The sequence below is a fragment of the uncultured Streptomyces sp. genome (genome assembly GCF_947488945.1).
In the GTDB taxonomy this organism is placed as follows: Bacteria; Actinomycetota; Actinomycetes; order Streptomycetales; family Streptomycetaceae; genus Streptomyces.
Map to the genome: position 1 here is coordinate 1 of NZ_CANLBS010000043.1, position 23,230 is coordinate 23,230.

Consider the following 23,230-nt stretch of genomic DNA (forward strand, 5'->3'; position numbering starts at 1 on the left):
CTTCGGCCGCGAACTCCCCGACTTCACCTGGGAACGCACCGACCGCACCGACGCCCTCCGCACCGCCGCGGGCCTGTGACATGCCGACCGCCGACACCGGTCACCTCGCCCGCGCCACCCTGTGCGGCGTCGGACCGCAGGTGTGCCAGCCGCATCCGGACCCCCGGCGGGACTCCTTGATCGCCGCCCACGGCCCCGGCCAGAGGGAACCGGCGGCAGGGGGGCCGCGATGACGGCCCCGCCCGCCGTCGGGGCGCCCGCGGTCCGTCCGTCCGTCGCCCGGATCCTGGCGTCGGGGGTGCGCTCGTACTCCTTCGAGTTCTTCCCGCCCCGCACGGAGAAGGGCGAGCGCCTCCTGTGGGAGACCGTGCGTCGCGTCGAGGCGGTGCATCCCGCCTTCGTCTCGGTCACCTACGGCGCGGGCGGCTCCTCGCGCGCCCGCACCGTCGACCTCACCCGGCGCATCGCGGAGGAGACCACACTGCGGCCGGTCGCCCACCTCACCGCCGTCGGCCACTCCGTCGCCGAACTCCGCCAGATCATCGGCGGTTACGCCGACGCGGGCATCCGGGACATCCTCGCCCTGCGCGGGGACCCGCCCGGCGACCCCCGCGGGATCTGGACGCCGCACCCGCGGGGACTCCGGCACGCCGCCGACCTGGTGCGGCTGGTCCGTTCCTGCGGCGACTTCTCCGTGGGGGTGGCGGCCTTCCCGGAACGCCACCCCCGCTCCGCCGACTGGGACGACGACATCCGGCACCTCGCCGCGAAATGCCGGGCCGGTGCCGACTACGCCGTCACCCAGATGTTCTTCAGCGCGGAGGACTATCTGCGGCTGCGCGACCGGCTTCGGGCCGTCGGCTGCGACACCCCGGTGATCCCCGGGATCATGCCCGCCACCGACGTGCGGCAGATCCGCCGGTTCGCCGAACTCAGCGACGCCACGTTCCCCGACGACCTCGCCGCCCGACTGGACGCGGCCCGGCACGATCCCGCTCTGGCGCACCGCGTGGGCGTGGAACACGCCACCGACCTCGCGCAGACTCTGCTGGACGCGGGGGCGCCGGGGTTGCACTACATCACCCTCAACCGCTCCACGGCCGCCCTGGACATCCATCGCCGGCTCAGCCTGCCCACCGCACCGGGCTCCTGAGCGCACCGGGTCCGGGCTCCGGGTCCGGCCGCCCGGACCCGCCCCGCGTCCGACGGGCCACCGGCCCCGGCGTCACCCGCCCCCGGTCACACCAGGCCGAGGGATCGGAGCACCCGGCGCCGGGCCGGTGACGGGTCGGCCGGCCAGTAGATGTAGCAGACCCCGCCCGTACCGCTTCTGACCTTGCCGTTCGCGTCGTACCTCCTGGTCCGCAGCCAGATCTGTTCCCACTCGGAGCGCTTGTAGACCCGCCGCACCGCGTCGTTGTCCGGGGAGGCCGGGTCGTTGGCGATGACGTCGCCGTCGGGGGTGAAGCCGATGACGGTCATCAGGTGGCCGGAGGTGCCGTAGCCGGCGCCGGTGAGTTCTTCCTTCAGGAAGGACTGCGAGGTGATAACGGGGATTCCGGCGCCGACGAGGCGTTCCACGTCGCGCAGGGAGGCGAGGCGGGTGACGGCGGCGCAGAGGCCGGGGTAGGTCGCGGCGTAGGCGGCGTTGAAGGGCCAGTTGCCGCAGCCCTCGTACTGGTGGTCGAAGGTGTACCGCGCGGCGTGGATCACCTGGGGGTCGGCGAGGCCGGGGCGGATCCAGGCGAGGTCCTCGGCGGTGGGGCGGCGTCCCCAGTACTCGATGATCATCTGCGAGGAGGTGGGGCTGCACCACGCCTCGCCGCCGTTGTCGTACTCGGGGTACTCCCCCGCGTGGACGTTCTGCGAGTACCGCGGCACCGGCAGTTCGCGGGCGAGGGCCGGCGTGCTGGCCGGGACGGTGAAGCGGTCGGGGACGTCGGAGGCCATCGCGCCGATCCGGTGCACGGTGGGCGTCAGGCCGGTCCCCGGCTTCCGGAACAGCGTCAGGCGCAGCCGGTAGGAGACCAGGCGCAGTCCGCTCGCGGCGTCGTCGACCGAGAAGGTGTCGGTCCAGACGGTGGAGCGGCCGTCGGTCTGGTCGTCCACGGAGGTGCGGAGGATGTCGCCGTCGCCCGCGGCCCAGTTGCCCATCGTGTACCAGGGCGTGTCCGTGCCGTCGGAGTACCGGCCCCGGAGTTCGATCCTGATCCACGTCCCGGCGGGGGTGGCCGCGTTCCAGGAGGCGATCACCTCGGTGGCGGGCACGGAGGAACGGTGGACCGGGGAGGTCCAGGTCGCGTACTCCCACGTCGCGGTGGTGCCGGTGTGCGGGTCGGTGTAGTCGCTGCGGCCGGCCGGCGCGGCGATCACCAGTCCGGGCCGGCGGCCGGCCACGGCGCGGGTGCCGGCGGCGGACCCGGCGTGCCAGTCGGTGAGGGTGTGCCAGAAGCGGTTGTCCACGGTCGGTTCCGGTGCGGTGGGCCGGGAGACCGCCGGGCGGGCGGCCGCGGCGGCGGGGGCCGCCGCGGTGGCCGCGGCGACGGCCGCGAGGGCGGCGAGAACGGTGCGGCGTGACGTCGGTCCGGTCATGGACGGAACCCCCGTGTCGTGTGCGTTGGCGCCGCGGGCCGGCCGGCCCCCTCCGCCGGTGCTGCCCGGCGGGTGACGGGGTGCGGGGCCGCCCCGCGACGGGCGGTGGGGCCACTATGCCGGGTCCCGGCCCGGCCGGGCCACCGATTCGGGGTGTGCCGTGGCACCAATATGGGTCTGGACCACTGGCGTGACCTGCGGGGCGGGCGGTCCCGGTCCACCGGCCCCGCCGTACGCTGGAACCATGGACGACCTCGCCGGACCCGCCGCCGACCTGCGCGCACTGCCCCCTTCGATCGGTCCGGTGCGGCTGGTCGCCGTCGACGGTCACGCGGGTTCCGGGAAGAGCACGCTGGCGACCCGGCTGGCGGTCGCGCTGGGCGGCGCGCCGGTGCTGCGGCTGGACGACCTCGCCACCCACGAGGAGCTCTTCGGCTGGACGGACCGGCTGCGCGCGCAGGTGCTGGAGCCGCTGTCGCGGGGCGAGGCCGCGCGGTACGCGCCGTACGACTGGGTGGAGCGCGGGTTCGGGCCGGTGCGGGTGCTGGAGCCGGCGCCGGTGGTGCTGGTCGAGGGGGTGGGGGCCGGCCGCCGGGCCCTGCGGCCCTCGCTGGCCGCGCTGTGGTGGATGGATCTGGACCGGTCCCTCTCCCGGGAGCGGGGGCGGCGGCGCGACGGGCCGGGCCTCTCGGCCTTCTGGGACGGCTGGACCCTGGCGGAGGACCGCCACTTCGCCGCGGACCCCTCGCGTCCTCACGCCGGAACCCTGGTACGGCAGTTGCCGGTGGGGTACGCGTTGTCCCCGGGGCCCGGCTCCGCGTCGCACGGGTGTCCGGGATCCGGAGGACCGGTCAGCCCTGCGCAGGCCCACGGTGACGGAGCGTCAGTGACGCGCTGACCGGGAGGCGGCGTCCATGGCGGTCCCTCCGGTCGGCTTGACCGGGTGACGGCGCAGGTCTTACGTTCTGAATGTGCGGCTTTTCGGAGCCCCTTGGACGCGGAGCCCCCGATTGTTCCCCCGTGATCGGGGGCTCCGCTCTGTCCGGACCCTGCCCGCACCACCCTCCGGCACATGCGCGCGGCACCTTCGACTCACCCTCGGTGACCTTCCCGACGGCCGGCGCCGCGTCCTTCGCCCACCGCTCTTTGCGCAGGTACGATGCCTGTCGGTGCGATCAATTCCCCCCTCCGGCACGGTGATTCCACGCTCCGAGGTGGGCATGCTGTGCGGGCGGGGACATCCTTGGGGCACGCGCGTGTGGGGGACCTGATGGACATCGGAGCACAGGGCCCGCAGGGTCCCGCCGAACTCGCCTGGCTGCGGGGGGTGGACGCCTACACCGTGGGCGCCTATCCGCAGGCCGAGGACGAGTTCCGGGCGGCGGTGCGGATCGATCCGGGCATGGCCGACGCCTGGCTCGGCCTGCACGCACTGCGGATCGACACCTCGACGGCGCTGCTGCGCATGTACCGGCACCGCGACCGGTTCGGGGAGCAGCGGACCCGCCACCGCCGCACCCTCAACTCCTGGTACTGGCTCGGCTGGTGGGTGCAGCCGGTGCTGGAGAGCCAGCGGGACCTGCTGCTGGCGCACGCGTCGCACTGGCTCGACGGACGGCACGTCCCCGAGCTGGACCGGGCGCTGGCCGGGCTGCCGCCGGTCGACGCGGACCCGCAGGTGCGCTTCCTGCACGCCTGCCGGTCCTACCTCGTCAAGGACTGGGAGCGGTTGGTCCGGCACACCGAACGGCTGGTGGACGATCCGCTGCTGGGCATAGAGGCGCGGCTGTTCGGCGGGATGGCCCGGGTGCGACTGGAGATGTACGGGCAGGCGGAGCCGTTGCTGTCCGCGGCGCTGATGCGCTGTCGCAGCGAGCAGCCGCAGCGCAAGGAGCTGCGTTACTGGCTGGCGCGTGCCCACGAGGGCACCGGCCGCAGCGCCGCCGCCCTGCCGCTGTACCGGGCGGTGCACCGGGTCGACGCGGCGTTCATGGACACCGCGGCCCGGCTCGCGGCGATCACCGAGCACGACGGGTTCGACGAGTCGGCCGATCTGGCCATGGTGGCGCTGACGGGGTTCGGGGCGGACCGCGCGGGCGTCGGTCCCCGTCCGGAGGCCGACGTGGTGCTGGGCGCCGACCTGCCGGAGGGCCCCGATCCGTGGCCGGGCGCCGACGCGCCAGGCCTTCCGGGCGGCGGTCCGGTCTCCGCCGAGGTGCCACGGCCCCGGTCCGGGCGATCCGGACCGCCGGCCTTCCCGGCGGGTCCCAGCGATCCGGAGCTGCTGGCCGAGGCGCTGGCCGAGCTGGAGCGGATGGTGGGCCTGGAGCCGGTGAAGCGCCAGGTGAAGGCGCTCACCGCGCAGCTGAACATGGCCAGGCTGCGGGCCGGGCAGGGGTTGCCGGTGCAGCCGCCGAAGCGGCACTTCGTCTTCTCCGGGCCGTCCGGCACCGGGAAGACGACGGTGGCGCGGATCCTCGGCCGGGTCTTCTACGCCCTCGGGCTGCTCGGCGGCGATCATCTGGTGGAGGCCCAACGCAGCGACCTGGTGGGCGAGTTCCTCGGGCAGACGGCGGTGAAGGCCAACGATCTGATCGATTCGGCGCTCGGCGGGGTGCTGTTCGTGGACGAGGCGTACAGCCTCGCCAACTCCGGTTACAGCAAGGGCGACGCGTACGGCGACGAGGCGCTGCAGGTGTTGCTGAAGCGGGCGGAGGACAACCGGGACCACCTGGTGGTCATCCTGGCCGGCTATCCGGAGGGCATGGACCGGCTGCTGGCCACCAACCCCGGTCTCTCCTCCCGGTTCACCGGCCGGGTCGACTTCCCCAGTTACCGCCCGTCGGAACTGGCGGCGATCGGGGAGGTGCTGGCGGCGGAGAACGGCGACGCATGGGACGAGGAGGCGCTGGAGGAGCTGGGGTCGATCAGCGGTCACGTCGTCGAGCAGGGCTGGATCGACGAGCTCGGCAACGGCCGCTTCCTGCGCACGCTGTACGAGAAGAGCTGCGCCTACCGCGACCTGCGGCTCTCCGGCTACACCGCCACCCCGACCCGCGAGGAGCTGGCGACCCTGCGGCTGCCCGACCTGATGCAGGCGTACGGCGAAGTGCTGTCCGGCCGGGGGCCGGTGGACCGGGGACCCACGGAGGCGCCGGGCGCGTGAGGGCGCGGGGCGACCGGAGGGACGCGACGACTCCGCCCCGGCCGAGCCGCCGCCGCAAGGCACGTGCACGTGCTCCGCGGGGCGCGCCGGGGAGAGACGTACGCCGGACGCCCCGGTACGGAACGTCCGGCGTACGGGCCGGGCCGGGTCAGCCGAGGTCGGCCATCGCCTTCTTCGGCGCCTCGGCCGCCCGCGGAGCGCCCGCGGACGACAGCGGGACCTCGACGGTGCGGCGGGGGACGGAGATCCGGTGGGACGGGTCGCGGACCTCGCCGACCAGGGTCTCCAGCACGTCCTCCATGGTGACCAGGCCGAGCACCTGCCCGGAGGAGTCGGCGACCTGCGCGAGGTGCGTCGCGGCGCGGCGCATCACGGTCAGGGCGTCGTCCAGCGGGAGCTCGGCCCGGACGGTCGCCATCGGGCGCCAGAGCTGCTGCGGGACGGCGCGTTCGCCGTCCTCCACCTCCAGGACGTCCTTGACGTGCAGGTAGCCCATGAACGGGCCGCCGTGCTCGGCACGGACCGGGAAGCGCGAGAAGCCGGTCCGCACCGTGAGTTCCTCGACCCGGCGCGCGGTGACGGACGGATCGACCGTCACCAGCGAACCGTGGTCCAGGAGCACGTCCGTGACGGGACGGCTGCCGAGCTCCAGGGCGTCCTCCAGGCGTTCCTGGGCCTCCGGCTCCAGGAGTCCGGCCTGGCCGGAGTCCTCCACCAGCCGGTTGAGCTGCTCGCTGGTGAAGACGGCCTCCACCTCGTCCCTGGGTTCGACGTGGAAGAGCCGCAGCACCACCCGGGCGCAGGCGCCCAGCGCGGAGGTCACCGGCCCGCAGAGCCGGGCGAAACCGACCAGCGCGGGGGCGAGCCAGAGCGCCGTCTTCTCGGGCGCGGCCATCGCCAGGTTCTTCGGCACCATCTCGCCGATGACGAGGTGGAGCACCACCACGGAGACCAGGGCCAGGACGTAGCCGAGCGGGTGCACCAGCGGTTCCGGCAGGTGCGCCAGGTGGAAGACGGGTTCGAGGAGGTGGGCGACGGTCGGTTCGGCGACCGCGCCCAGGGTGAGCGAGCAGACGGTGATGCCGAACTGGGCAGCCGCCATCATGCGCGGCAGGTGTTCCAGTCCGTACATCACCCGGCGGGCACGGGCCGAGCCTTGTGCGGCGAGGGGTTCGATCTGGCTGCGGCGGACCGAGACCAGGGCGAACTCCGCGCCGACGAAGAAGCCGTTCGCGAGGACGAGGAGTCCGGCGAAGACCAGTTGGACGAGGCTCATCGCGCGGCCTCCAGCAGCGTGCGGGAGTCCGCGGGACGCTCGTCCGGGCGGGCCGGGCCCCGGCGGGGGCGCGTACCGGCCGGGGCGGGGGCGGTGCGGACGAACCGGACCTGTTCGGCGCGGTAGTGGCCGACCTGGCGGACCTGGACGCGCCAGCCGGGCAGTTCGGCCCGGTCACCGGGGGCGGGGATGCGGCCGAGCAGGTCGGCCACCAGTCCGGCGACGGTCTCGTACGGCCCGTCGGGCACGTCGAGGCCGGTCGTCCGGCGCAGGGTGTCGACCCGGCAGCTGCCGTCGGCGTCCCAGGCGGGACGGCCGTCCTCGCCGGGCACGACCACCAGTTCGGGCCGGTCGGCGCCGACCGCGTCGTGCTCGTCGCGGACCTCGCCGACGAGTTCCTCCACGATGTCCTCCAGCGTGACGACGCCGGCGGTGCCGCCGTACTCGTCGACGACGACCGCGATCGGCTGCTCGGTGCGCAGGCGCCGCAGCAGCGGCCCGACCGGCAGCGACTCCGGGACCAGCAGCGGCGGGACCGTGATCCGGGGCACCGGGGTGCGGGCCCGGTCGGCGGCGGGGACGGCGAGGGCGTCCTTGAGGTGGACCATGCCGACGATCTCGTCGATGCGCTCCCGGTAGACCGGGAAGCGCGAGAGGCCGGTGGCGCGGGTCAGGTTGAGGACGTCGGCCGCGGTCGCGGACGACTGGAGGGCGCTGACCCTGACCCGGGGGGTCATCACGTGCTGGGCGGTGAGGCCGCCGAGCGACAGGGTGCGGACGAACAGGTCCGCGGTGTCCTGTTCGAGGGTGCCGGCCTCGGCGGAGTGCCGGGCCAGCGAGACCAGCTCGCCGGGGGTGCGCGCGGAGGCCAGTTCGTCGGCGGGTTCCACGCCGAGGAGCCTCACCAGCCGGTTGGCCAGCGAGTTCAGCACCGTGATCACCGGCCGCAGGACGGTGGCGAAGCGGTGCTGGGGTCCGGCGACGAACCGGGCGACCTGGAGCGGTTTGGAGACCGCCCAGTTCTTCGGCACGAGCTCGCCGAGGACCATCTGCACGGCCGCCGCGAGCAGCATGCCGATGACGACGCTGACGCCCGGGACGGCGCCCGCGGGCAGTCCGGTGGCGGTGAGGGGGCCGCGCAGGAGCTGGGCGAGGGCGGGCTCGGCGAGCATGCCGACGACCAGCGAGGTGATGGTGATGCCGAGCTGGGTGCCGGAGAGCTGGAACGAGAGCTCGCGCAGGGACTCGACGACGGTACGGGCCCGTCGGTCGCCCTCGGCGGCGGCGCGTTCGGCGTCCGGGCGTTCCACCGTGACGAGTCCGAATTCGGCCGCCACGAAGAATCCGTTGGCGAGGATGAGCAGGAAAGCCGCTCCGAGGAGCAGCAGGGGGGTGATCATGCCGCCGCCTCCGGGGGAGGGGCGGCGCAGGTACTACCGGACGATCCGTCCATTGCTGGAGGGAGTCACTCCTTGGGTCGCAGGAAAGCCCCGCCGGCCTGTGGGCCGCTCGGGCGGGGCGGGGCGCACTCGGCGCCGCCGCCCACCAGAGTAGTCAAGAAGGCGCCCTCTCGGGCAGGGGGCTCAGCCGTTGCGGTGGTCACCGGTGTCGGCGACGGCGTCCGGGCCGGCGCCCGCGCCGGTGCCGTGGGCCTCCGCGAGCTGCCGCAGCGCGCGGGCGTCACGGACCGCCTGCTGCTTGGCCACGCCCGGCTGGATGCCCAGCGCGGGCATGCTGGTGCCGTCGCTGAGGTCGAGGAAGACCCAGGGGTCGCCCGCCCTCAGGTTGACGCGGAGGATCTCCGCCCAGGCCAGCCGGCGCGTGCGGGTGATGTTGACCACGGTGACCCCGGTGTCGTCGGCGACGACCTTGGGCCTGCTGAGCAGGGCCAGTACCCCGAAGAAGAGCGCGGCGACGAAGACGAAGCTGATGCGCTCCCCCGCGCTCATCTTCTCCAGCATCAGCGCGACGACGGTGATGACGGCGAACATCGCCAGTCCGACGGTGAGCAGCACCACCCGGGTCAGGGTCGGCCGGAAGGTGACCGGCAGGGCGGGCGGCTGGGTCCTCGGCGCTGTGGCGGACATCGCTCTTCTCGTCTCCGGGGTGCTGGGGCGCGTACTGCCTCGGGTCAGAGGCGGCAGGCGTGGATGGCCGTGGTGAGGATGGCGCGGGCGCCGAGGTCGTAGAGGTCGTCCATGATCCGCTGGGCCTCGCGGGAGGCGACCATGGAGCGGACGGCGACCCAGCCCTCGTGGTGCAGCGGGGAGACGGTCGGGGACTCCAGGCCGGGGGTGAGGGCGACGGCGCGCTCCAGGTGCTCCACGCGGCAGTCGTAGTCCATCATCACGTAGGTCCGGGCGACCAGGACGCCCTGGAGGCGGCGCAGGAACTGCTGGACCTTGGGGTCGTCCTGCGGGGCTCCGGTGCGGCGGACGACGACGGCCTCGGACTTCATGATCGGCTCGCCGATCACCTCGAGTCCGGCGTTGCGCAGGCTGGTGCCGGTCTCGACGACGTCGGCGATGACCTGGGCGACGCCGAGTTCGATGGCGGTCTCCACGGCACCGTCGAGGTGGACGACGGAGGCGGTGACGCCGGCGTCGGCCAGGTGCTTGGCGACGATGCCCTCGTAGGAGGTGGCGATCGTCATGCCGTCGAAGTCCTGCGGGCCGGCGGCCGTGCCGGGCTTCGTGGCGTACCGGAAGGTGGAGCGGGCGAAGCCGAGCTGGAGGATCTCCTCGGCGTCGGCGCCGGAGTCCAGCAGCAGGTCGCGCCCGGTGATGCCGATGTCCAGGCGGCCGGAGCTGACGTAGATCGCGATGTCGCGGGGCCGCAGGTAGAAGAACTCCACCTCGTTGACGGGGTCGACGAGGACGAGTTCCTTCGACTCCTTGCGCTGCTGGTAGCCGGCCTCATGGAGCATCGCCATCGCCGGTCCGGAGAGGGAACCCTTGTTGGGAATGGCGATGCGCAGCATGAGGTCGGTCTTCCTTCGTGCGGGAGGAACGTGCGGGCGTGTGGTGCGGGGTGCGCGCGTACGGGACGCGGCGCGGGCCCGCCGGGCGCGCGGGGCGCCCGGCCGGGTGCGCTCAGAGGTGGGCGTAGACGTCGTCGAGGGAGATCCCGCGGGCGACCATCATCACCTGGACGTGGTACAGCAGCTGCGAGATCTCCTCGGCGGCGGCTTCCTTGCCCTCGTACTCGGCGGCCATCCAGACTTCGGCGGCCTCCTCGACGACCTTCTTGCCGATGGCATGGACCCCCTTGCCAACCAGTTCGGCGGTGCGGGAGGTGGTGGGGTCGCCGTCGGCGGCCTTGCGCGTCAGCTCGGCGAAGAGCTCTTCGAAGGTTTTGTTGGCCATGATGCCCTCAGAATACGGGGTCCCGGGGCCCGGTTCAGCGCCAGGGCTCGCTGACGGTCCGCAGGGTGGCCGCGGTGGCGACGGCGGCGGTGACCGCTTCGTGGCCCTTGTCCTCGGTGGAGCCCTCCAGTCCGGCGCGGTCGAGGGCCTGCTCCTCGGTGTCGCAGGTGAGGACGCCGAAGCCGACGGGCACACCCGTGTCCACGGTGACCTGGGTGAGGCCCAGGGTGACGCCCTGGGAGACGTACTCGAAGTGCGGGGTGCCGCCGCGGACGATCACGCCGAGGGCGACGATCGCGTCGTATCCGCGTCCGGCGAGGACCTTGGCCACCACCGGGAGTTCGAAGCTGCCGGGGACGCGCAGCAGCGTCGGCTCGCTGATCCCCAGCTCGCCGAGGGCGCGCAGGGCTCCCTCGACCAGGCCGTCCATGACCCGCTCGTGCCACTGCGCGGCGACGACCGCCACGCGGAGGTCCCCGCAGTTGCGTACGGACAGTTCGGGTGCGCCCTTGCCGCTCATGTCTCTCCTACCGCTCTGGTCTGTTGGTGGGGATCCGGTCGCCGGGTCTTCCGGCCCCGGTCACTGGTTGCCGCAGGTCGGGGCGGGTACCCCGTCGAGCCACGGAAGGTCGTGGCCCATCCGGTCGCGCTTGGTGCGCAGGTACCGGAGGTTGTGCTCGCCGGCCTGCACGGGCATCGGCTCCCGTCCGGTGACGGCGAGTCCGTGCCGCAGGACGGCGGCGGTCTTGTCGGGGTTGTTGGTCATCAGCCGCAGGCTGCGGACGCCGAGGTCCTCGAGGATCTGGGCGCCGGCCGCGTAGTCGCGGGCGTCGGCGGGCAGGCCGAGTTCCAGGTTGGCGTCGAGGGTGTCGGAGCCGCGTTCCTGGAGTTCGTACGCGCGCAGCTTGGAGACGAGGCCGATGCCGCGTCCCTCGTGGCCGCGGAGGTAGACGACGACGCCGCGGCCGCGCTCGGTGATCCGTTCCATCGAGGCGCGGAGCTGGGGGCCGCAGTCGCAGCGCTGGGACTGGAAGATGTCGCCGGTGAGGCATTCGGAGTGCACGCGTACGAGGACGTCCTCGCCGTCGCCGACGTCGCCGTGCACGAGGGCCACGTGTTCGACGCCGTCCACGGTGGAGCGGTAGCCGTAGGCGGTGAAGTCGCCGAAGGACGTGGGCAGTCGGACGACGGCCTCGCGGCGGACGGTGGGGGCCGAGGAGCGGCGGTAGGCGATCAGGTCCGCGATGGAGATGATCGTCAGTCCGTGCTTGCGGGCGAACGGCACCAGTTCGGGCAGGCGCAGCATGACGCCGTCCTCGCCGGCGATCTCGACGATCGCTCCGGCGGGCCGCAGTCCGGCGAGCCGGGCAAGGTCGACGGCGGCCTCGGTGTGGCCGTCGCGGGCGAGGACGCCGCCGGGGCGGGCCCTCAGCGGGAAGACGTGTCCGGGGCGGACGAAGTCGGCGGGCCCGGCGGCGCCGCCGGCCAGCAGCCGCAGGGTGGTGGCACGGTCGGCGGCGGAGATGCCGGTGGTGACGCCGTGCGCGCCGGAGCCGTCGACGGAGACGGTGAAGGCGGTCTTCATCGACTCGGTGTTGTCGTCCACCATCTGCGGCAGGGCGAGCCGGTCGAGTTCGTCGCCCTCCATGGGGGCGCAGATCAGGCCGCGGCACTCGCTCATCATGAACGCGATGATCTCGGGGGTGGCCTTCTCGGCGGCGATGACGAGGTCGCCCTCGTTCTCGCGGTCCTCGTCGTCGACGACCACGACGGGCCGGCCGGCGGCGATGTCGGCGATCGCCTGCTCGACGGGGTCGAGGGACAGGTCGAGGCCGTCGTCGGGCCACACGGGCTGGACAGTCATGCCGTGGCTCCTTCCAGGGAGGGGTTCCGGGTCCGCAGCCACCAGTCGCGCATGCCCCACAGGACGAGCGCGCCGTAGAGGACGTAGACGAAGCCGGAGAAGGCGAAGCCGTTCGCGAAGTTGAGGGGGACGCCGACCAGGTCGACGAGGAGCCAGGCGAACCAGAACTCGACCATGCCGCGCGCCTGGGCGTACATCGCGACGACGGTGCCGACGAAGATGTACGCGTCCGGCCACGGGTCCCAGGAGAGTTCGGGGAAGGCGGTGAACAGGCCGCCGACGGCGAGAGTGCCGAGCGCGGCGGCGCCGACCAGGAAGCCGCGTTCGCGCCAGGTGGCGAACCGGACGGCGAGGGAGCCGTCCTGGGCGTCGCGCTTGCCGCGCTGCCAGGCGTACCAGCCCCAGACCGCGACGACGATGACGACCAGTTGCTTGCCCGCGCTGCCGGAGAGATGGGCGGATGCGAAGGCGACCAGCAGGATGACGCCGGAGAGAAGTTGGGCCGGCCAGGTCCACAGGGAGCGGCGCCAGCCGAGGGCGAGGGCGATCAGGCCGACGGTGTTGCCTATCATGTCGGCCCACTTGATGTGCTGGCCGAAGATCGCGAAGGCTTCGGAGTTGAGCCAGTCGGTGACGGTGTTCACCGTGCGTCCTTCCCTGATCCGTCGCGGTCGCCGAGCAGGCGCTCGACGTACTTGGCGAGCACGTCCACTTCGAGGTTGACCGGGTCGCCCACCTGCTTGATGCCGAGCGTGGTGAGGGCGAGCGTGGTGGGGATGAGGCTGATGGTGAAGAAGTCGTCCCCGGCGTCGACCACGGTGAGGCTGACGCCGTCGACGGTGATGGAGCCCTTCTCCACGACGTAGCGGGAGAGTCCGTCCGGGAGCCCGATCCTGACGATCTCCCAGTGCTCGGAGGGGGTGCGCGCCAGGATCCGGCCGGTGCCGTCGACGTGTCCCTGCACCAGGTGGCCGCCGAGCCTGCCGCCGAGCGCCATCGGGCGTTCGAGGTTGACCCGGGAGCCGGTGGTCAGGGCGCCGAGGCTGGAGCGGTGGAGCGTCTCGGCCATCACGTCGGCGGTGAACTCGTGTTCGCCGAGCTCCACGACGGTCAGACAGACGCCGTTGACGGCGATCGAGTCGCCGTGCTTGGCGCCCTCGGTGACCACGGGGCCGCGCAGCCGGAAGCGGGAGGCGTCGTCGAGCTCCTCGACGGCGGTGACCTCACCCAGTTCTTCGACAATTCCGGTGAACACTCAGTTTCCCTTCCGAGCGGGGACGGCGGTGACGCGCAGATCGGGTCCGATGCGCACGGTCTCCGTCACATCGAGGCGCAACGCCTCGGAGATGGTGGTGATTCCGGCGTCGGCGAGGGCGGTGGGGCCCGCGCCGAGCAGTACGGGGGCGAGGTAGCCGACGACGGAGTCGACGGCTCCCGCGGCGACGAACGCGCCGGCCAGCGTCGGTCCGCCTTCGAGGAGGACCGAGCGGACGGAGCGGGCGTGCAGGGCCGCGAGCAGGGCGGTGATGTCGAGTCCGGCGCCGCCGGCCGCGCGGGGCAGCCGCAGGACGGCGCCGGCGGGCAGGTGGGCGATGTCGGCGTCCTCGGCGACCGCGACCAGGGTCGGCGCGGTGTCGTCGAGGACCCGGGCGCCGGGGCGGACGGCCGCGGCCTCGGTGTCGACGACGACGCGTAGCGGCTGGGTGGCGCCTTCGACGCCCCGGACGCCGAGCTGCGGGTCGTCGGCGCGGGCGGTTCCGGAGCCGACCAGGACGGCGTCGGCCTCGGCCCGCAGGCGGTGCACGTCGGCGCGGGACTCGGGCGAGGTGATCCAGCGGCTGGTGGCGTCGGCGGCGGCGACCCGGCCGTCGAGGGTGGCGGCGTACTTCCAGCGGACGTAGGGGCGTCCGAGGCGTACGGAGGTGAGCCAGGCGGCATTGACGGCCTCGGCCTCGTCGGCGAGGAGCCCCTGCCGGGTGCGGATCCCGGCGGCCCGCAGGGTGGCTGCGCCGCCGGTGGCCCGCGGGTCCGGGTCGCCGACGGCGTACTCGACGCGGGCCACCCCCGCCTCGATCAGCGCCAGGGCGCAGGGGCCGGTGCGACCGGTGTGGTTGCAGGGTTCCAGGGTGACGTAGGCGGTGCCGCCGCGGGCGCGGTCGTCGGCCTCGCGCAGGGCGTGGACCTCGGCGTGCGGGCCGCCGGCCCGCTGGTGGAAGCCCTCCCCCACCGGCTGTCCGGCGGCGTCGGTGACGACGCAGCCGACGACCGGGTTGGGGCTGGTGGAGCCGAGTCCGCGCGCGGCGAGCCGGACGGCCCTGCGCATGGCGGTGATGTCGGCCGCGGTGTCCACCGGGTCCTCCTGCCTCTTCGGGCACGGACTCCGGGGCCTGTCGACGAGGACAGAGGAAGCGGAAACGCAACGGGGTGCACGCCCGGGGTGCGAAACCCCTCGCGCACACGGACGCCCGGATCCGGAAACGTGTCCCGGTGTCCCGCGTCCGCCTGCGGCGGCATACCCGATACGGCCCGCCGCGCACTGCCTCCCATCCGGACTTTCACCGTCGGTCCAGGAATCTCACCTGGTCAACCGCCCGCTGGATGCGGACGGGTCGCGGACTATAACCGCCGGTTCGGAATTACACCGACCCCGGAGTGCGCTGCTGCTGGTACCCCAACAGTGTGCCACGGATGATCGTGGGCCAGCAGGGGGACTTCTGTGCGGTCCCTCACAGTGCGCTCACGGGTGCTGACGGTGAGCGGGAGCGGGTGCCGGGGAGGTACCGGGACTTCCTCACGGCGAGGGCGGGGCGAACAGCGCGTCCTGGGCCGCCTCGCGGGCGGACAGCAGTGCGCCGCGCAGCACGGCGGCGCCGCCGAGGGCGCCGGCCCTGACCTCGGTGCGCAGCGGGGTCATCCGGGCGAGGCGCTCCTCGACCAGGTCCGCGAGCACCGCGCCGCCCGCGTGGCCGATCTCGCCCGCCAGCACCAGGCATCCCGGATCGAGGACGGTGACCACGGCGGCGGCCCCGAGGGCGATCCGGTCGGCGAGCGCGTGCAGGAACGGCTCGCCGTCCGCTCCCCCGGCCAGGGCGGCGCGCACCCGCTCGGCGGCGGCGGGCCCTTGCTCGCCACCGCCCGGCCGCCCGCCGGCGCCCGGCTGCCCGGCACCGGCCGACTGGCCGTCGGTGCCGGGCGCGCCGTGTGCGCGGGCCAGGGCGAGGACCGCCCCGGAACCCACCAACGAGTGGAACCCGCCGTCGCAGTTGACGGCGGAGGGCGGTCCCGAGGTGCCCGGTACGGGCATGAAGCCGATCTCCCCGGCCCCGCCCGAAGCGCCCCGGCGCAGCCTGCCGTCGAGCATCAGTGCCGCACCGACCGAGTGGCCGAGCCAGAACAGCACGAAGGTGTCCCGGTCCCGCGCCGCCCCGGCCCGGTGTTCGGCGACGGCGGCGAGGTTGGTCTCGTTGCCCACCAGCACGGTGGCGGGCAGCCGGCGCTGGAGTTCGGCGACCAGGGCGCGGTGCCAGGCGGGCAGCCCCGTGCTGTCCCGCAGTTCGCCGGTGGCGGGGTCGATGAGGCCGGGCGCTCCGACGCCGACGCTGTGCAGGGGCGCGGCGCCGGCCCGGCGCGCGGTGTGCTCCAGCAGCGCCACGGCCCGTTCCACCGCGGGGCCCGTCGGCGTGCCGTCCTCGATCGGCACCGTGGCCTCGGCCAGCGTCTCGCCCAGCAGGTCGGCGACGACCACGGACACGCCGCCGGTGCGCACGTCGAGGCCGGCGAGCTGGGCCCGGTCGGCGACGATCCCGTACAACCGGGCGTTCGGGCCCCGGCGTTGGGCGCCGGACTCGCCGACGACACGGATCAGCCCGGCGTCCTGGAGCCGTTCGACGAGGTCGGCGACGGTGGGGCGGGAGAGCCCGGTGAGCGTCTTGAGCTGGGTGGCCGTCAGCGGACCGTCCTGCTGGAGATGGCGCAGGGCGAGCCGGTCGTTGATGGCCCGGGCGGTGCTCGGTGAAGCGGGCATGCCGGGATCCTTCCAGATCGGGCGCGCTCCCCCGGCCGCGCCCCGCCTCCCCCGCCCCGGCACCTCGGGGGCCCTCTATTTATCAGGCAGGGTTCCTGATAGTTTACGGCCGCATCGTGCGACACGCGTGCCGGGATCGCCCGGCGGGCCCGAGGTCCCGGAAGGACACGGCGGTATGACTACGGAATCGACGGCTCCGGCTTTCGGCAACGCGCAGGTGAGACGCGCCCGCTACGCGGTGGCCGCCGTCTTCACCGTGCACGGCGCCGTCACCGGCAGCTTCGCCACCCGCGTGCCCTGGATCCAGGACCACACCGGCATCGGCGCGGGTCAGCTCGGGCTCGCCCTCGCGTTCCCGGCGATCGGCGCCTCGCTCGCGATGCCGCTGGCGGGCCGGATCAGCCACCGGTTCGGCGCCCGGACCGCCCTGCGCGGCCTGCTGGCCCTGTGGACGCTCGCGCTGGTCCTCCCGGCGCTCGCCCCCAACCTGCCGGCCCTCTGCCTCGCACTGTTCGTCTACGGGGCGTCGGCGGGCATGTCCGACGTGGCGATGAACGCCCTCGGCGTCGAGGTGGAGAACCGGCTGGACCGGTCGATCATGTCGGGGCTGCACGGGATGTGGAGCGTGGGGGCGCTGCTCGGCTCCGCCGCGGGCACCGTCGCCGCCCATGTCGGCGCCGACGCCCGGCTGCACCACGCGCTCGCCGCCCTGGTGCTCACGGTGATCGGGCTCGCCGTCTGCCAGGGGGTGCTGGACCTGCGCAGCGAACCGGACGAGGAACCGCCGCCGCGCTTCACGCTGCCGCCGAGGTCCGCGCTGGTCATCGGCGCGATCGGCTTCTGCGCGGTCTTCGCGGAGGGTGCCAGCCTGGACTGGTCGGCGGTCTACCTGCGGGACGTCGTCGGCACCTCGGCCGGTCTGGCGGCGGCCTCCACCACGGCGTTCGCGCTGACCATGGCGGTGGCCCGGATCGCGGGCGACCGGATCGTCGACCGGTTCGGCGCGGTCCGCAGCGTACGGACCGGCGGGGTGCTGGCGACGGCGGGCGGCCTGCTGGTCGTCCTCGCCCCCGGCTCCGCGGCCGTGCTGTGCGGGTTCGGGCTGCTGGGCCTCGGGGTGGCCGTGGTGGTCCCGCTGGCCTTCGCCGCCGCGGGGCGCAGCGGGCCGAACCCGAGCCAGGCCATCGCCGGCGTCGCCACCATCACGTACACCTCCGGGCTGATCGCCCCCTCGGCGATAGGTTCGCTGGCCGAGGCGACCTCGCTGGTGGTCTCCTTCGGCCTGGTCACCGTGCTGGCCTTCGGTCTGGTCCTGGGCGCGGGCGTGCTGCGCGGCGCGGACCGCAAGGTCTCGCAGGGCGGCACGACGGCCGGGGCCGCGACGAAGAACGCGACGGCGGGCTGACGGGGGCCCGGCGGTGCGGGCAGGAGGCCGGTGGCGGAAGCGCGGGCAGGGCGGCGGCCGGGGCGGGCTGCCCCTACGGCAGGAGCAGCCGCGCCTCGGACGCCCCGCGGGTGCGGGCCACCAGGTCCGCCTCGGCCTCCAGCGCCCTGCGGGCGGCGGCCGGGAGGGGGACGAAGGGCGTGACGGTGAGGTCGACCCGCCGGCCGGCGGCCTTCGCACGCCAGGTTCCGGCGGGCTCGGAACCGAGCAGCAGCACGCCCGGATTCCCGATGGCCCGCCAGACCTCCTTGCGCCGGGCCGCGTCCGGCACCAGCAGTTCCCGGTCGCGGGCCTGGAGGTAGGGGTCGCCGGGCGGCAGCAGGCGTACGTCCGCGGCGGCGCGGGAGGGGCGTGCCGCCCGCAGCGCGTCGACGTCGGCGGTCCGCGCCCAAGCGGTGGTGCCGTCCACGTCGACCTCGGTCAGGTCCGCCGGCCGGGCAGCGTCGACGACCGGTGTGCGTACCCCGAGGGACTTCGCGATGCCGGCGGGGGTCGCCGGACCGAGGAAGCGGAGGTGGTCCTCGACCAGGTCCGCGGTGCCGTGGGCCGCGGTCGGCAGCGGGAAGCCGGGGTCCAGCGGCGCGAGGGTGGTGCCGCCCGCGGCGGTGACGCGTACCGCTCCGAAGAGTCCCGCCTGCTGGAAGAGCAGTCCGGAGACGTGCCGGGAGCCGCAGGTGGCGCAGTCGAACGCGAGCGAGCGGGGTACCAGCGCGGTCACTCCGGCACTGGCCACGCCCTTGGGCGTCGGCCCGGTCACCACGGTGCGCAACGCCAGGGCGGCGGCGCGGAACGCCTCCACGCCGAGCCGGGCACCCTCCTTGATCACCGTGCTGCTGAGGCGCGCCGTGGCGTCCGCGTCGTCGGCCGGCCAGAGCGCGGTCGCGAGCGCGGCCAGGTCCTCGCGCCGGTGCAGATGGGGCGCGCCCCGGAACGACCAGACCCGCTCCAGGCCCTCGGCCGAGGCGCCCCGGGCGGCGAGCGCGAGCGCCGCCGACCCGGCGGGCGTGTCCTGGACGCCGAGGGCGAGCACGGCGGGCGCCGGGGTGGACCGGTCCAGGCCGTGCGCCGCCGCCCGGTGGGCCAGGACCTGCGCCCGGGTGACCCGAATCCGTTCCGTGCCGTTCATGACCGCCTCCGCCGGGTCCGCCGGACGCGCGCGTGGGGTCCTCGCGGCCCCTCGTACGCGCACGACCGTCCCGGAGGACTTCCTACCACCGGCCGCGCCGGCCCGCCGGGAAGCCGGGCGGGTCCGCGGGAGCCGGGGCGGGCCGGACGGTTCCTCAGGCGTCGTCGGCCCGGTCCGGCGGGTTGTCGTGGGGCCGGTTCGGCGGGGCGTCGTACTCGGCGGTCCCGCCGTCCAGCAGCGGGGGCTGCGGGGTGCGGGAGGCGGTGGAGAGCCAGCGCAGGCCGTGGTAGCCGGTGAGGACGATCAGCGTGCCGAGCGCGATGCCGCTCAGTTCGAAGGTGTCGGTGAACTTCAGGCTGACGCCGCCGACGCCGATCACCACGCCCGCCGCCGCCGGGACCAGGTTGAGCGGCTGGGAGAAGTCGACCTTGTTGCGGACCCAGATCTGGGCGCCCAGCAGGCCGATCATGCCGTACAGGATGACGGTGATGCCGCCGAGCACACCGCCGGGGATCGCGGCGACCACCGCGCCGAACTTCGGGCAGAGACCGAACAGGACGGCGAAGCCGGCCGCCGCCCAGTAGGCCGCCGTGGAGTAGACGCGGGTGGCCGCCATGACGCCGATGTTCTCCGCGTACGTAGTGGTGGCCGGGCCGCCGAACGCGGTCGACAGGACCGTCGCCCCGCCGTCGGCCATCAGCGCGGTGCCCATCTTGTCGTCCAGCGGGTCGCCGGTCATCTCGCCGACCGCCTTGACGTGGCCGGCGTTCTCGGCGATCAGCGCCACCAGGACCGGGAGGGCGACCAGGATGGCGGAGCCGCTGAAGTTCGGGGCGTGGAAGTTCGGCACGCCGATCCAGTCGGCGTTCGCCACGCCCGAGAAGTCGATGCGCCAGTGGTCGACGACCTTTCCGGAGCCGTCGGCGGAGTGGATGCGGCCGGCGGTGCGGTCGAGGATCCAGGACAGGGCGTACCCGAAGACCAGCCCGAGGAAGATCGCGATGCGGGACCAGAAGCCCCGCAGCACCACCAGGGCGAGGCCGGTGAAGAGCATGGTCGCCAGGGCCGTCCACTGGTCCTGCGGCCAGTAGGTGGAGGCGGTGACCGGGGCCAGGTTGAAGCCGATGAGCATCACCACGGCGCCGGTGACCGGCGGGGGCAGCACCGCGTGGATGATCCGGCCGCCGACGATGTGCACCACGAGGCCGCAGCCGGCGAGGCACGCGCCGACCACCAGCATGGCTCCGGTCAGGGTGCCCGCGTCGCCGCCCTGTCCGGCGATGACCGCCGAGACCCCGACGAAGGAGAGCGAGGAGCCGAGATAGCTGGGGACCCGTCCGCGCGTGGAGAGCAGGAAGATCGCGGTGGCGACGCCCGAGGCCATCAGGGCGAGGCTGGGGTCGAGTCCCATGAGGACCGGCGCGACGAAGCAGGCGCCGATCATGGACACCACGTGCTGGGCGCCGAGCCCGGCCGTGCGGCCCCAGGTGAGCCGCTCGTCGGGCTTGACGATGTCGCCCGGCCCCAGGTGCTTGCCGTCGCCGTGCAGCTTCCACCCGAAGCCCCGCATGCATACGCTCCCGCTGTCGTCCGGCCCCGTCGTCGCGAAGCCCAGTTACCCACACGCCCGGCTCGTCGGCCCGCCGGACTACCCCGACCGCGACCCCGTGGCTGCATTCCGCTTCCGCCGGGGCCCGTCCGGGCCGCCCACCATAGTGACGGAGCCGGGCCGCCATTCCTAAATGATCAATGCCGGGGCCTGCGGACACGGCGCGGCGCGGGCCCGGCGCGCGAGCGCCGGTCCAGGCCGGCCGACGTTCCGTTTCAGAAGCTGTCGCCGTACCAGTGGACCGCGCCGGGGGCGGTGAGGACGGCCCGCACGGCGGCGGCCGGGGCGAGCATCGGGCGGGCCATCCCGGTGCGGTCCTCGACCGGGGCCGCTTCGGCGAGGAGTGCGGGCAGCGCCGTCCGGAGCCCCGCGCCGTCCGGCAGGTGCACCCCGGCCCGGCGCAGCCCCGCCGCCCGCGCCCCGGCGGCCACGGCGGCGAACAGAGCGGGCAGGCAGGCCTCCCGGCCCGCGAACTCGCGGACCTCCGCCCGCTCGCCGCCGTACTCCGCGACCAGCCAGCCGACGGCCTCGCCCGTCGCGGGGTCCTCGGCGATCAGCGCCGTCCCCGGCGCCCCGTACCAGACCGGAACGCGGAGGGCCCAGTCGGCGGCGCTCCGCACGGTGGTCAGCGGGCGGTCCGCGTTGTACGCCGTGTGCAGGGCGCGCACCGCCTCGGCGTCGGCGGGGGTGGCGGGGCGTACGGGACACGGGCCGGGCGCGGTCCCGGCTACGGCGATCGGGCCCTCGAAGGAGAGGCGGGGGAACTCCCGCCAGCCCGAACCCCGGTAGACGCCCGGAGTGTCCGTGAACAGGAGGGACCAGGCGCACCGCTCGGCGGTCATCGAACGCTCGGCGTCGGCGAGCAGCCGGCGCACCAGGCCCCGGCCCCGCGCCGACGGGCGGGTGGCGACGCTGCCGACGCCGCCGACCCGCTCGGGGACACCGTGGGCGTCGCGGACGGTCCGCGGGACCCAGACCACGACGGCGTCGAGGGCGCCGGCCTCCCCCTCCGCGACGAAGGTGCGGCGGTGCCGGTCCGGGTCGAGGGCGTGCAGCGCGGCGATCTGCGGGGCGTCGAAGCACTCCGCCCAGAGTGCCGCCAGGGCCGGGGCGTCGGCCGGTGTGCTCTCTCGTGTGCGGGCGGGGCTCACAGCGCCAGGTTTCCGCTGGTCAGCGCGGTGGCACCGTCCTCGGGCAGGGCGGCGCGCCGGGTGGAGCGTTCGACGCAGCCGGTGTGCAGGGCGGAGGCGAGGGCCGGTGGCGCGAGGTGGAGGACGCCGCCGGTGAACCGGCAGCCGGTGGCGCTGTAGTGGTTGACGCCGTCGGTGAGCCGGACGTGGGCGGTGTCCGGGTCGCCGGTGGTGCTGACGACGGCGGACAGGTCCCAGGTGACCGTCCCCGGGCCGGTGGCCCGCCCGAGGAACGCCGCGGCCGTGTTGGTGCCGTCGAAACGGGTTCCTCCGGTGACAAAGACCGACTGGTCGCGCACCGCGGAAGCTTCGAATCCGGTGTCCCGGTAGCTGCCTCCTTCGATCCGCAGGTCCGCGGCGCCCACCGAGAACGGGCGGGCGCCGCCGGCCGGACCGGTGACGGTGCAGTCGGTGAGGCGCACCGGGCCTGAGCCCCGCAGGATCAGCCCGTCCGCGCCGTCGAAGGTGCAGCGCACGAAGTGGACGGGGGCCGTCACCGGGGTCTGGACGAGGACCCCTCCGGCCGGGGGTGCGAACGAGCAGTCGCTGATCACCGTGGGGCGGCGGGACCGGGCGGAACGCTGGGCGACGGCGAAGGTCTTCGCGGTGCAGCCCCGCAGTTGGGCGCCGTCGGCGTTGACGGTGAGGGTGCCCTCCCGGTCGAAGGTCGGGCGGGCGATGACGGTGACGTCTTCGAGCGTCAGGTCGGTGATCCTGGTGTTGGCGGTGAACCACGAGCAGACGTGTCTGCGGACGGTGATCCGCTTGGCCGACATGCCCCACTGCGCACCGGAGTTGGCGATGTCCATCAGCCCGGAGTTCCCGTCGAACAGCAGGTCGTGCTCGTACTGGCCGTGGGTGGTGAAGGGGTTGCCGCCCGCGTCGTCGCCGTCGCCGTGGCAGTTCACGACGGTGCAGTAGGCGGAGGCGGTCAGGTCGTTGAGGTGGCGGACGTTGCTGGTGGTGCAGTCCTCGATGTGCCCGTAGAGGCAGTAGATCTGCTGGGTGAGGTAGCCGGCCCCGCCGTAGTCGACGGTCGGCGGGTTCTTCAGCGAGCACTGCTCGGTCCGGAAGCGGGTGCACCAGCGGCGCATGATGACGGGCCAGAACGCGCCGGTGGCGTGGATGCCGGAAACGTCGCAGTCGACCGCGTACTCGTAACTGACCGGGTGCGAGCCGGTGTACTCGTCGGTGCCCGCCCCCTCGAAGACCATGTTGCGGACGCAGGCGTCGCGTACGGGTTCGACCCGGCGCCAGGTCAGTTCGCGCCCGGCGGCGAGCTCCCAGCCGTTGAGGTAGCCGATCCGGACGTGGCGGGCGTCGATGATCTCGGTGATCTCGACCATCTTCTGCAGTTCCCGCTCGTCGCGTCCGCCCCCCTCGACGGGCGCGACCTGCACCGCCCACCACTGGCCGACCTCGAACTTCCCCGCGTCCGGCACCGGGAAGGCGTCGGTCAGCTCGATCACCGTCTCCGGCAGCGCGTACCGCACGGTCGTGTCGGTGGGGGTGCCGGTGAAGGCGAGGACGGCGCCGAAGGGGTTGTCGTGGGTGTTGGGTTCGATGCCGGTGGT

The 23,230-nt window shown here is 74.1% G+C and carries 20 protein-coding genes and 1 riboswitch; of the genes, 4 read left to right on the plus strand and 16 right to left on the minus strand.

Annotation, left to right across the window (positions count from 1 at the left end; all coding sequences use genetic code 11):
* Positions 1 to 229 precede the first annotated feature (229 nt).
* Positions 230 to 1,153, plus strand: coding sequence for a methylenetetrahydrofolate reductase [NAD(P)H] (gene metF / locus Q0994_RS33280; protein ID WP_299542349.1), 924 nt, complete (start codon positions 230 to 232; stop codon positions 1,151 to 1,153).
* 86 nt (positions 1,154 to 1,239) lie between these two features.
* Here metF and Q0994_RS33285 read toward each other — a convergent pair whose 3' ends face one another.
* Positions 1,240 to 2,592 carry a peptidase C39 family protein gene (locus tag Q0994_RS33285; protein WP_299542351.1) on the minus strand — a complete coding sequence of 451 codons (1,353 nt, stop codon included), beginning with the start codon at positions 2,590 to 2,592 and terminating at the stop codon, positions 1,240 to 1,242.
* 244 nt (positions 2,593 to 2,836) lie between these two features.
* On the opposite strand from Q0994_RS33285, the gene Q0994_RS33290 reads away from it, so the two are divergent.
* Complete coding sequence (locus Q0994_RS33290) at positions 2,837 to 3,490, plus strand: uridine kinase (RefSeq protein ID WP_299542353.1); 654 nt, start codon at positions 2,837 to 2,839, stop codon at positions 3,488 to 3,490.
* 372 nt (positions 3,491 to 3,862) lie between these two features.
* Positions 3,863 to 5,758, plus strand: coding sequence for an AAA family ATPase (locus Q0994_RS33295; protein WP_299542355.1), 1,896 nt, complete (start codon positions 3,863 to 3,865; stop codon positions 5,756 to 5,758).
* A 148-nt stretch (positions 5,759 to 5,906) separates the two neighbouring features.
* On the opposite strand, the gene Q0994_RS33300 is transcribed toward Q0994_RS33295, so the two are convergent.
* From Q0994_RS33300 to Q0994_RS33350, 11 genes are all read right to left on the minus strand, one after another.
* On the minus strand, positions 5,907 to 7,034 hold the full coding sequence (locus Q0994_RS33300) for a hemolysin family protein (RefSeq protein WP_299542358.1): 1,128 nt from the start codon (positions 7,032 to 7,034) through the stop codon (positions 5,907 to 5,909).
* Positions 7,031 to 8,434, minus strand: a complete 1,404-nt coding sequence (locus Q0994_RS33305; protein WP_299542360.1) for a hemolysin family protein — start codon at positions 8,432 to 8,434, stop codon at positions 7,031 to 7,033. Before Q0994_RS33305 ends, Q0994_RS33300 begins: the two co-directional genes overlap by 4 nt.
* Before the next feature lie 183 nt (positions 8,435 to 8,617).
* A complete protein-coding gene (locus Q0994_RS33310; protein ID WP_299542362.1) occupies positions 8,618 to 9,121 on the minus strand; it encodes a PH domain-containing protein in 504 nt (167 codons plus the stop codon).
* A 44-nt stretch (positions 9,122 to 9,165) separates the two neighbouring features.
* On the minus strand, positions 9,166 to 10,014 hold the full coding sequence (hisG, locus tag Q0994_RS33315; protein ID WP_299542364.1) for an ATP phosphoribosyltransferase: 849 nt from the start codon (positions 10,012 to 10,014) through the stop codon (positions 9,166 to 9,168).
* Between the two features lie 112 nt (positions 10,015 to 10,126).
* The gene (locus tag Q0994_RS33320; RefSeq protein WP_299542366.1) at positions 10,127 to 10,399 is read right to left on the minus strand and encodes a phosphoribosyl-ATP diphosphatase; all 273 of its coding nucleotides are present in this window, start codon (positions 10,397 to 10,399) and stop codon (positions 10,127 to 10,129) included.
* Positions 10,400 to 10,433: 34 nt separating this feature from the next.
* Positions 10,434 to 10,919 (minus strand): 6,7-dimethyl-8-ribityllumazine synthase, encoded by a 486-nt coding sequence (ribH, locus tag Q0994_RS33325; RefSeq protein ID WP_299542368.1) that lies wholly within the window; start codon positions 10,917 to 10,919, stop codon positions 10,434 to 10,436.
* Between the two features lie 60 nt (positions 10,920 to 10,979).
* Positions 10,980 to 12,263, minus strand: a complete 1,284-nt coding sequence (locus Q0994_RS33330; RefSeq protein WP_299542370.1) for a bifunctional 3,4-dihydroxy-2-butanone-4-phosphate synthase/GTP cyclohydrolase II — start codon at positions 12,261 to 12,263, stop codon at positions 10,980 to 10,982.
* Positions 12,260 to 12,835, minus strand: coding sequence for a nicotinamide mononucleotide transporter family protein (locus Q0994_RS33335; RefSeq protein ID WP_299542389.1), 576 nt, complete (start codon positions 12,833 to 12,835; stop codon positions 12,260 to 12,262). The genes Q0994_RS33330 and Q0994_RS33335 overlap by 4 nt, the downstream gene beginning before the upstream one ends.
* Positions 12,836 to 12,903: 68 nt before the next feature.
* A complete protein-coding gene (locus Q0994_RS33340) occupies positions 12,904 to 13,518 on the minus strand; it encodes a riboflavin synthase (RefSeq protein WP_299542373.1) in 615 nt (204 codons plus the stop codon).
* The gene (gene ribD, locus Q0994_RS33345; RefSeq protein WP_299542375.1) at positions 13,519 to 14,613 is read right to left on the minus strand and encodes a bifunctional diaminohydroxyphosphoribosylaminopyrimidine deaminase/5-amino-6-(5-phosphoribosylamino)uracil reductase RibD; all 1,095 of its coding nucleotides are present in this window, start codon (positions 14,611 to 14,613) and stop codon (positions 13,519 to 13,521) included.
* A gap of 179 nt (positions 14,614 to 14,792) precedes the next feature.
* A riboswitch (FMN riboswitch) is annotated at positions 14,793 to 14,923 on the minus strand.
* A 131-nt stretch (positions 14,924 to 15,054) separates the two neighbouring features.
* Positions 15,055 to 16,287 (minus strand): ROK family transcriptional regulator, encoded by a 1,233-nt coding sequence (locus Q0994_RS33350; protein WP_299542377.1) that lies wholly within the window; start codon positions 16,285 to 16,287, stop codon positions 15,055 to 15,057.
* Positions 16,288 to 16,462: 175 nt separating this feature from the next.
* On the opposite strand from Q0994_RS33350, the gene Q0994_RS33355 reads away from it, so the two are divergent.
* Positions 16,463 to 17,692: an MFS transporter gene (locus tag Q0994_RS33355; protein WP_299542379.1), complete on the plus strand. Its 1,230-nt coding sequence runs from the start codon at positions 16,463 to 16,465 to the stop codon at positions 17,690 to 17,692.
* Positions 17,693 to 17,765: 73 nt separating this feature from the next.
* Here Q0994_RS33355 and Q0994_RS33360 read toward each other — a convergent pair whose 3' ends face one another.
* The 4 genes from Q0994_RS33360 to Q0994_RS33375 all read right to left on the minus strand — a co-directional run.
* Positions 17,766 to 18,857: a DNA glycosylase AlkZ-like family protein gene (locus tag Q0994_RS33360; protein ID WP_299542381.1), complete on the minus strand. Its 1,092-nt coding sequence runs from the start codon at positions 18,855 to 18,857 to the stop codon at positions 17,766 to 17,768.
* 154 nt (positions 18,858 to 19,011) lie between these two features.
* Positions 19,012 to 20,427 carry a uracil-xanthine permease family protein gene (locus tag Q0994_RS33365; protein ID WP_299542383.1) on the minus strand — a complete coding sequence of 472 codons (1,416 nt, stop codon included), beginning with the start codon at positions 20,425 to 20,427 and terminating at the stop codon, positions 19,012 to 19,014.
* 254 nt (positions 20,428 to 20,681) lie between these two features.
* Complete coding sequence (locus Q0994_RS33370) at positions 20,682 to 21,617, minus strand: GNAT family N-acetyltransferase (protein WP_299542385.1); 936 nt, start codon at positions 21,615 to 21,617, stop codon at positions 20,682 to 20,684.
* Positions 21,614 to 23,230: peptidase C14 (locus Q0994_RS33375; RefSeq protein WP_299542387.1), on the minus strand; the 1,617-nt coding region annotated here is incomplete at its 5' end. The genes Q0994_RS33375 and Q0994_RS33370, both read right to left, overlap by 4 nt.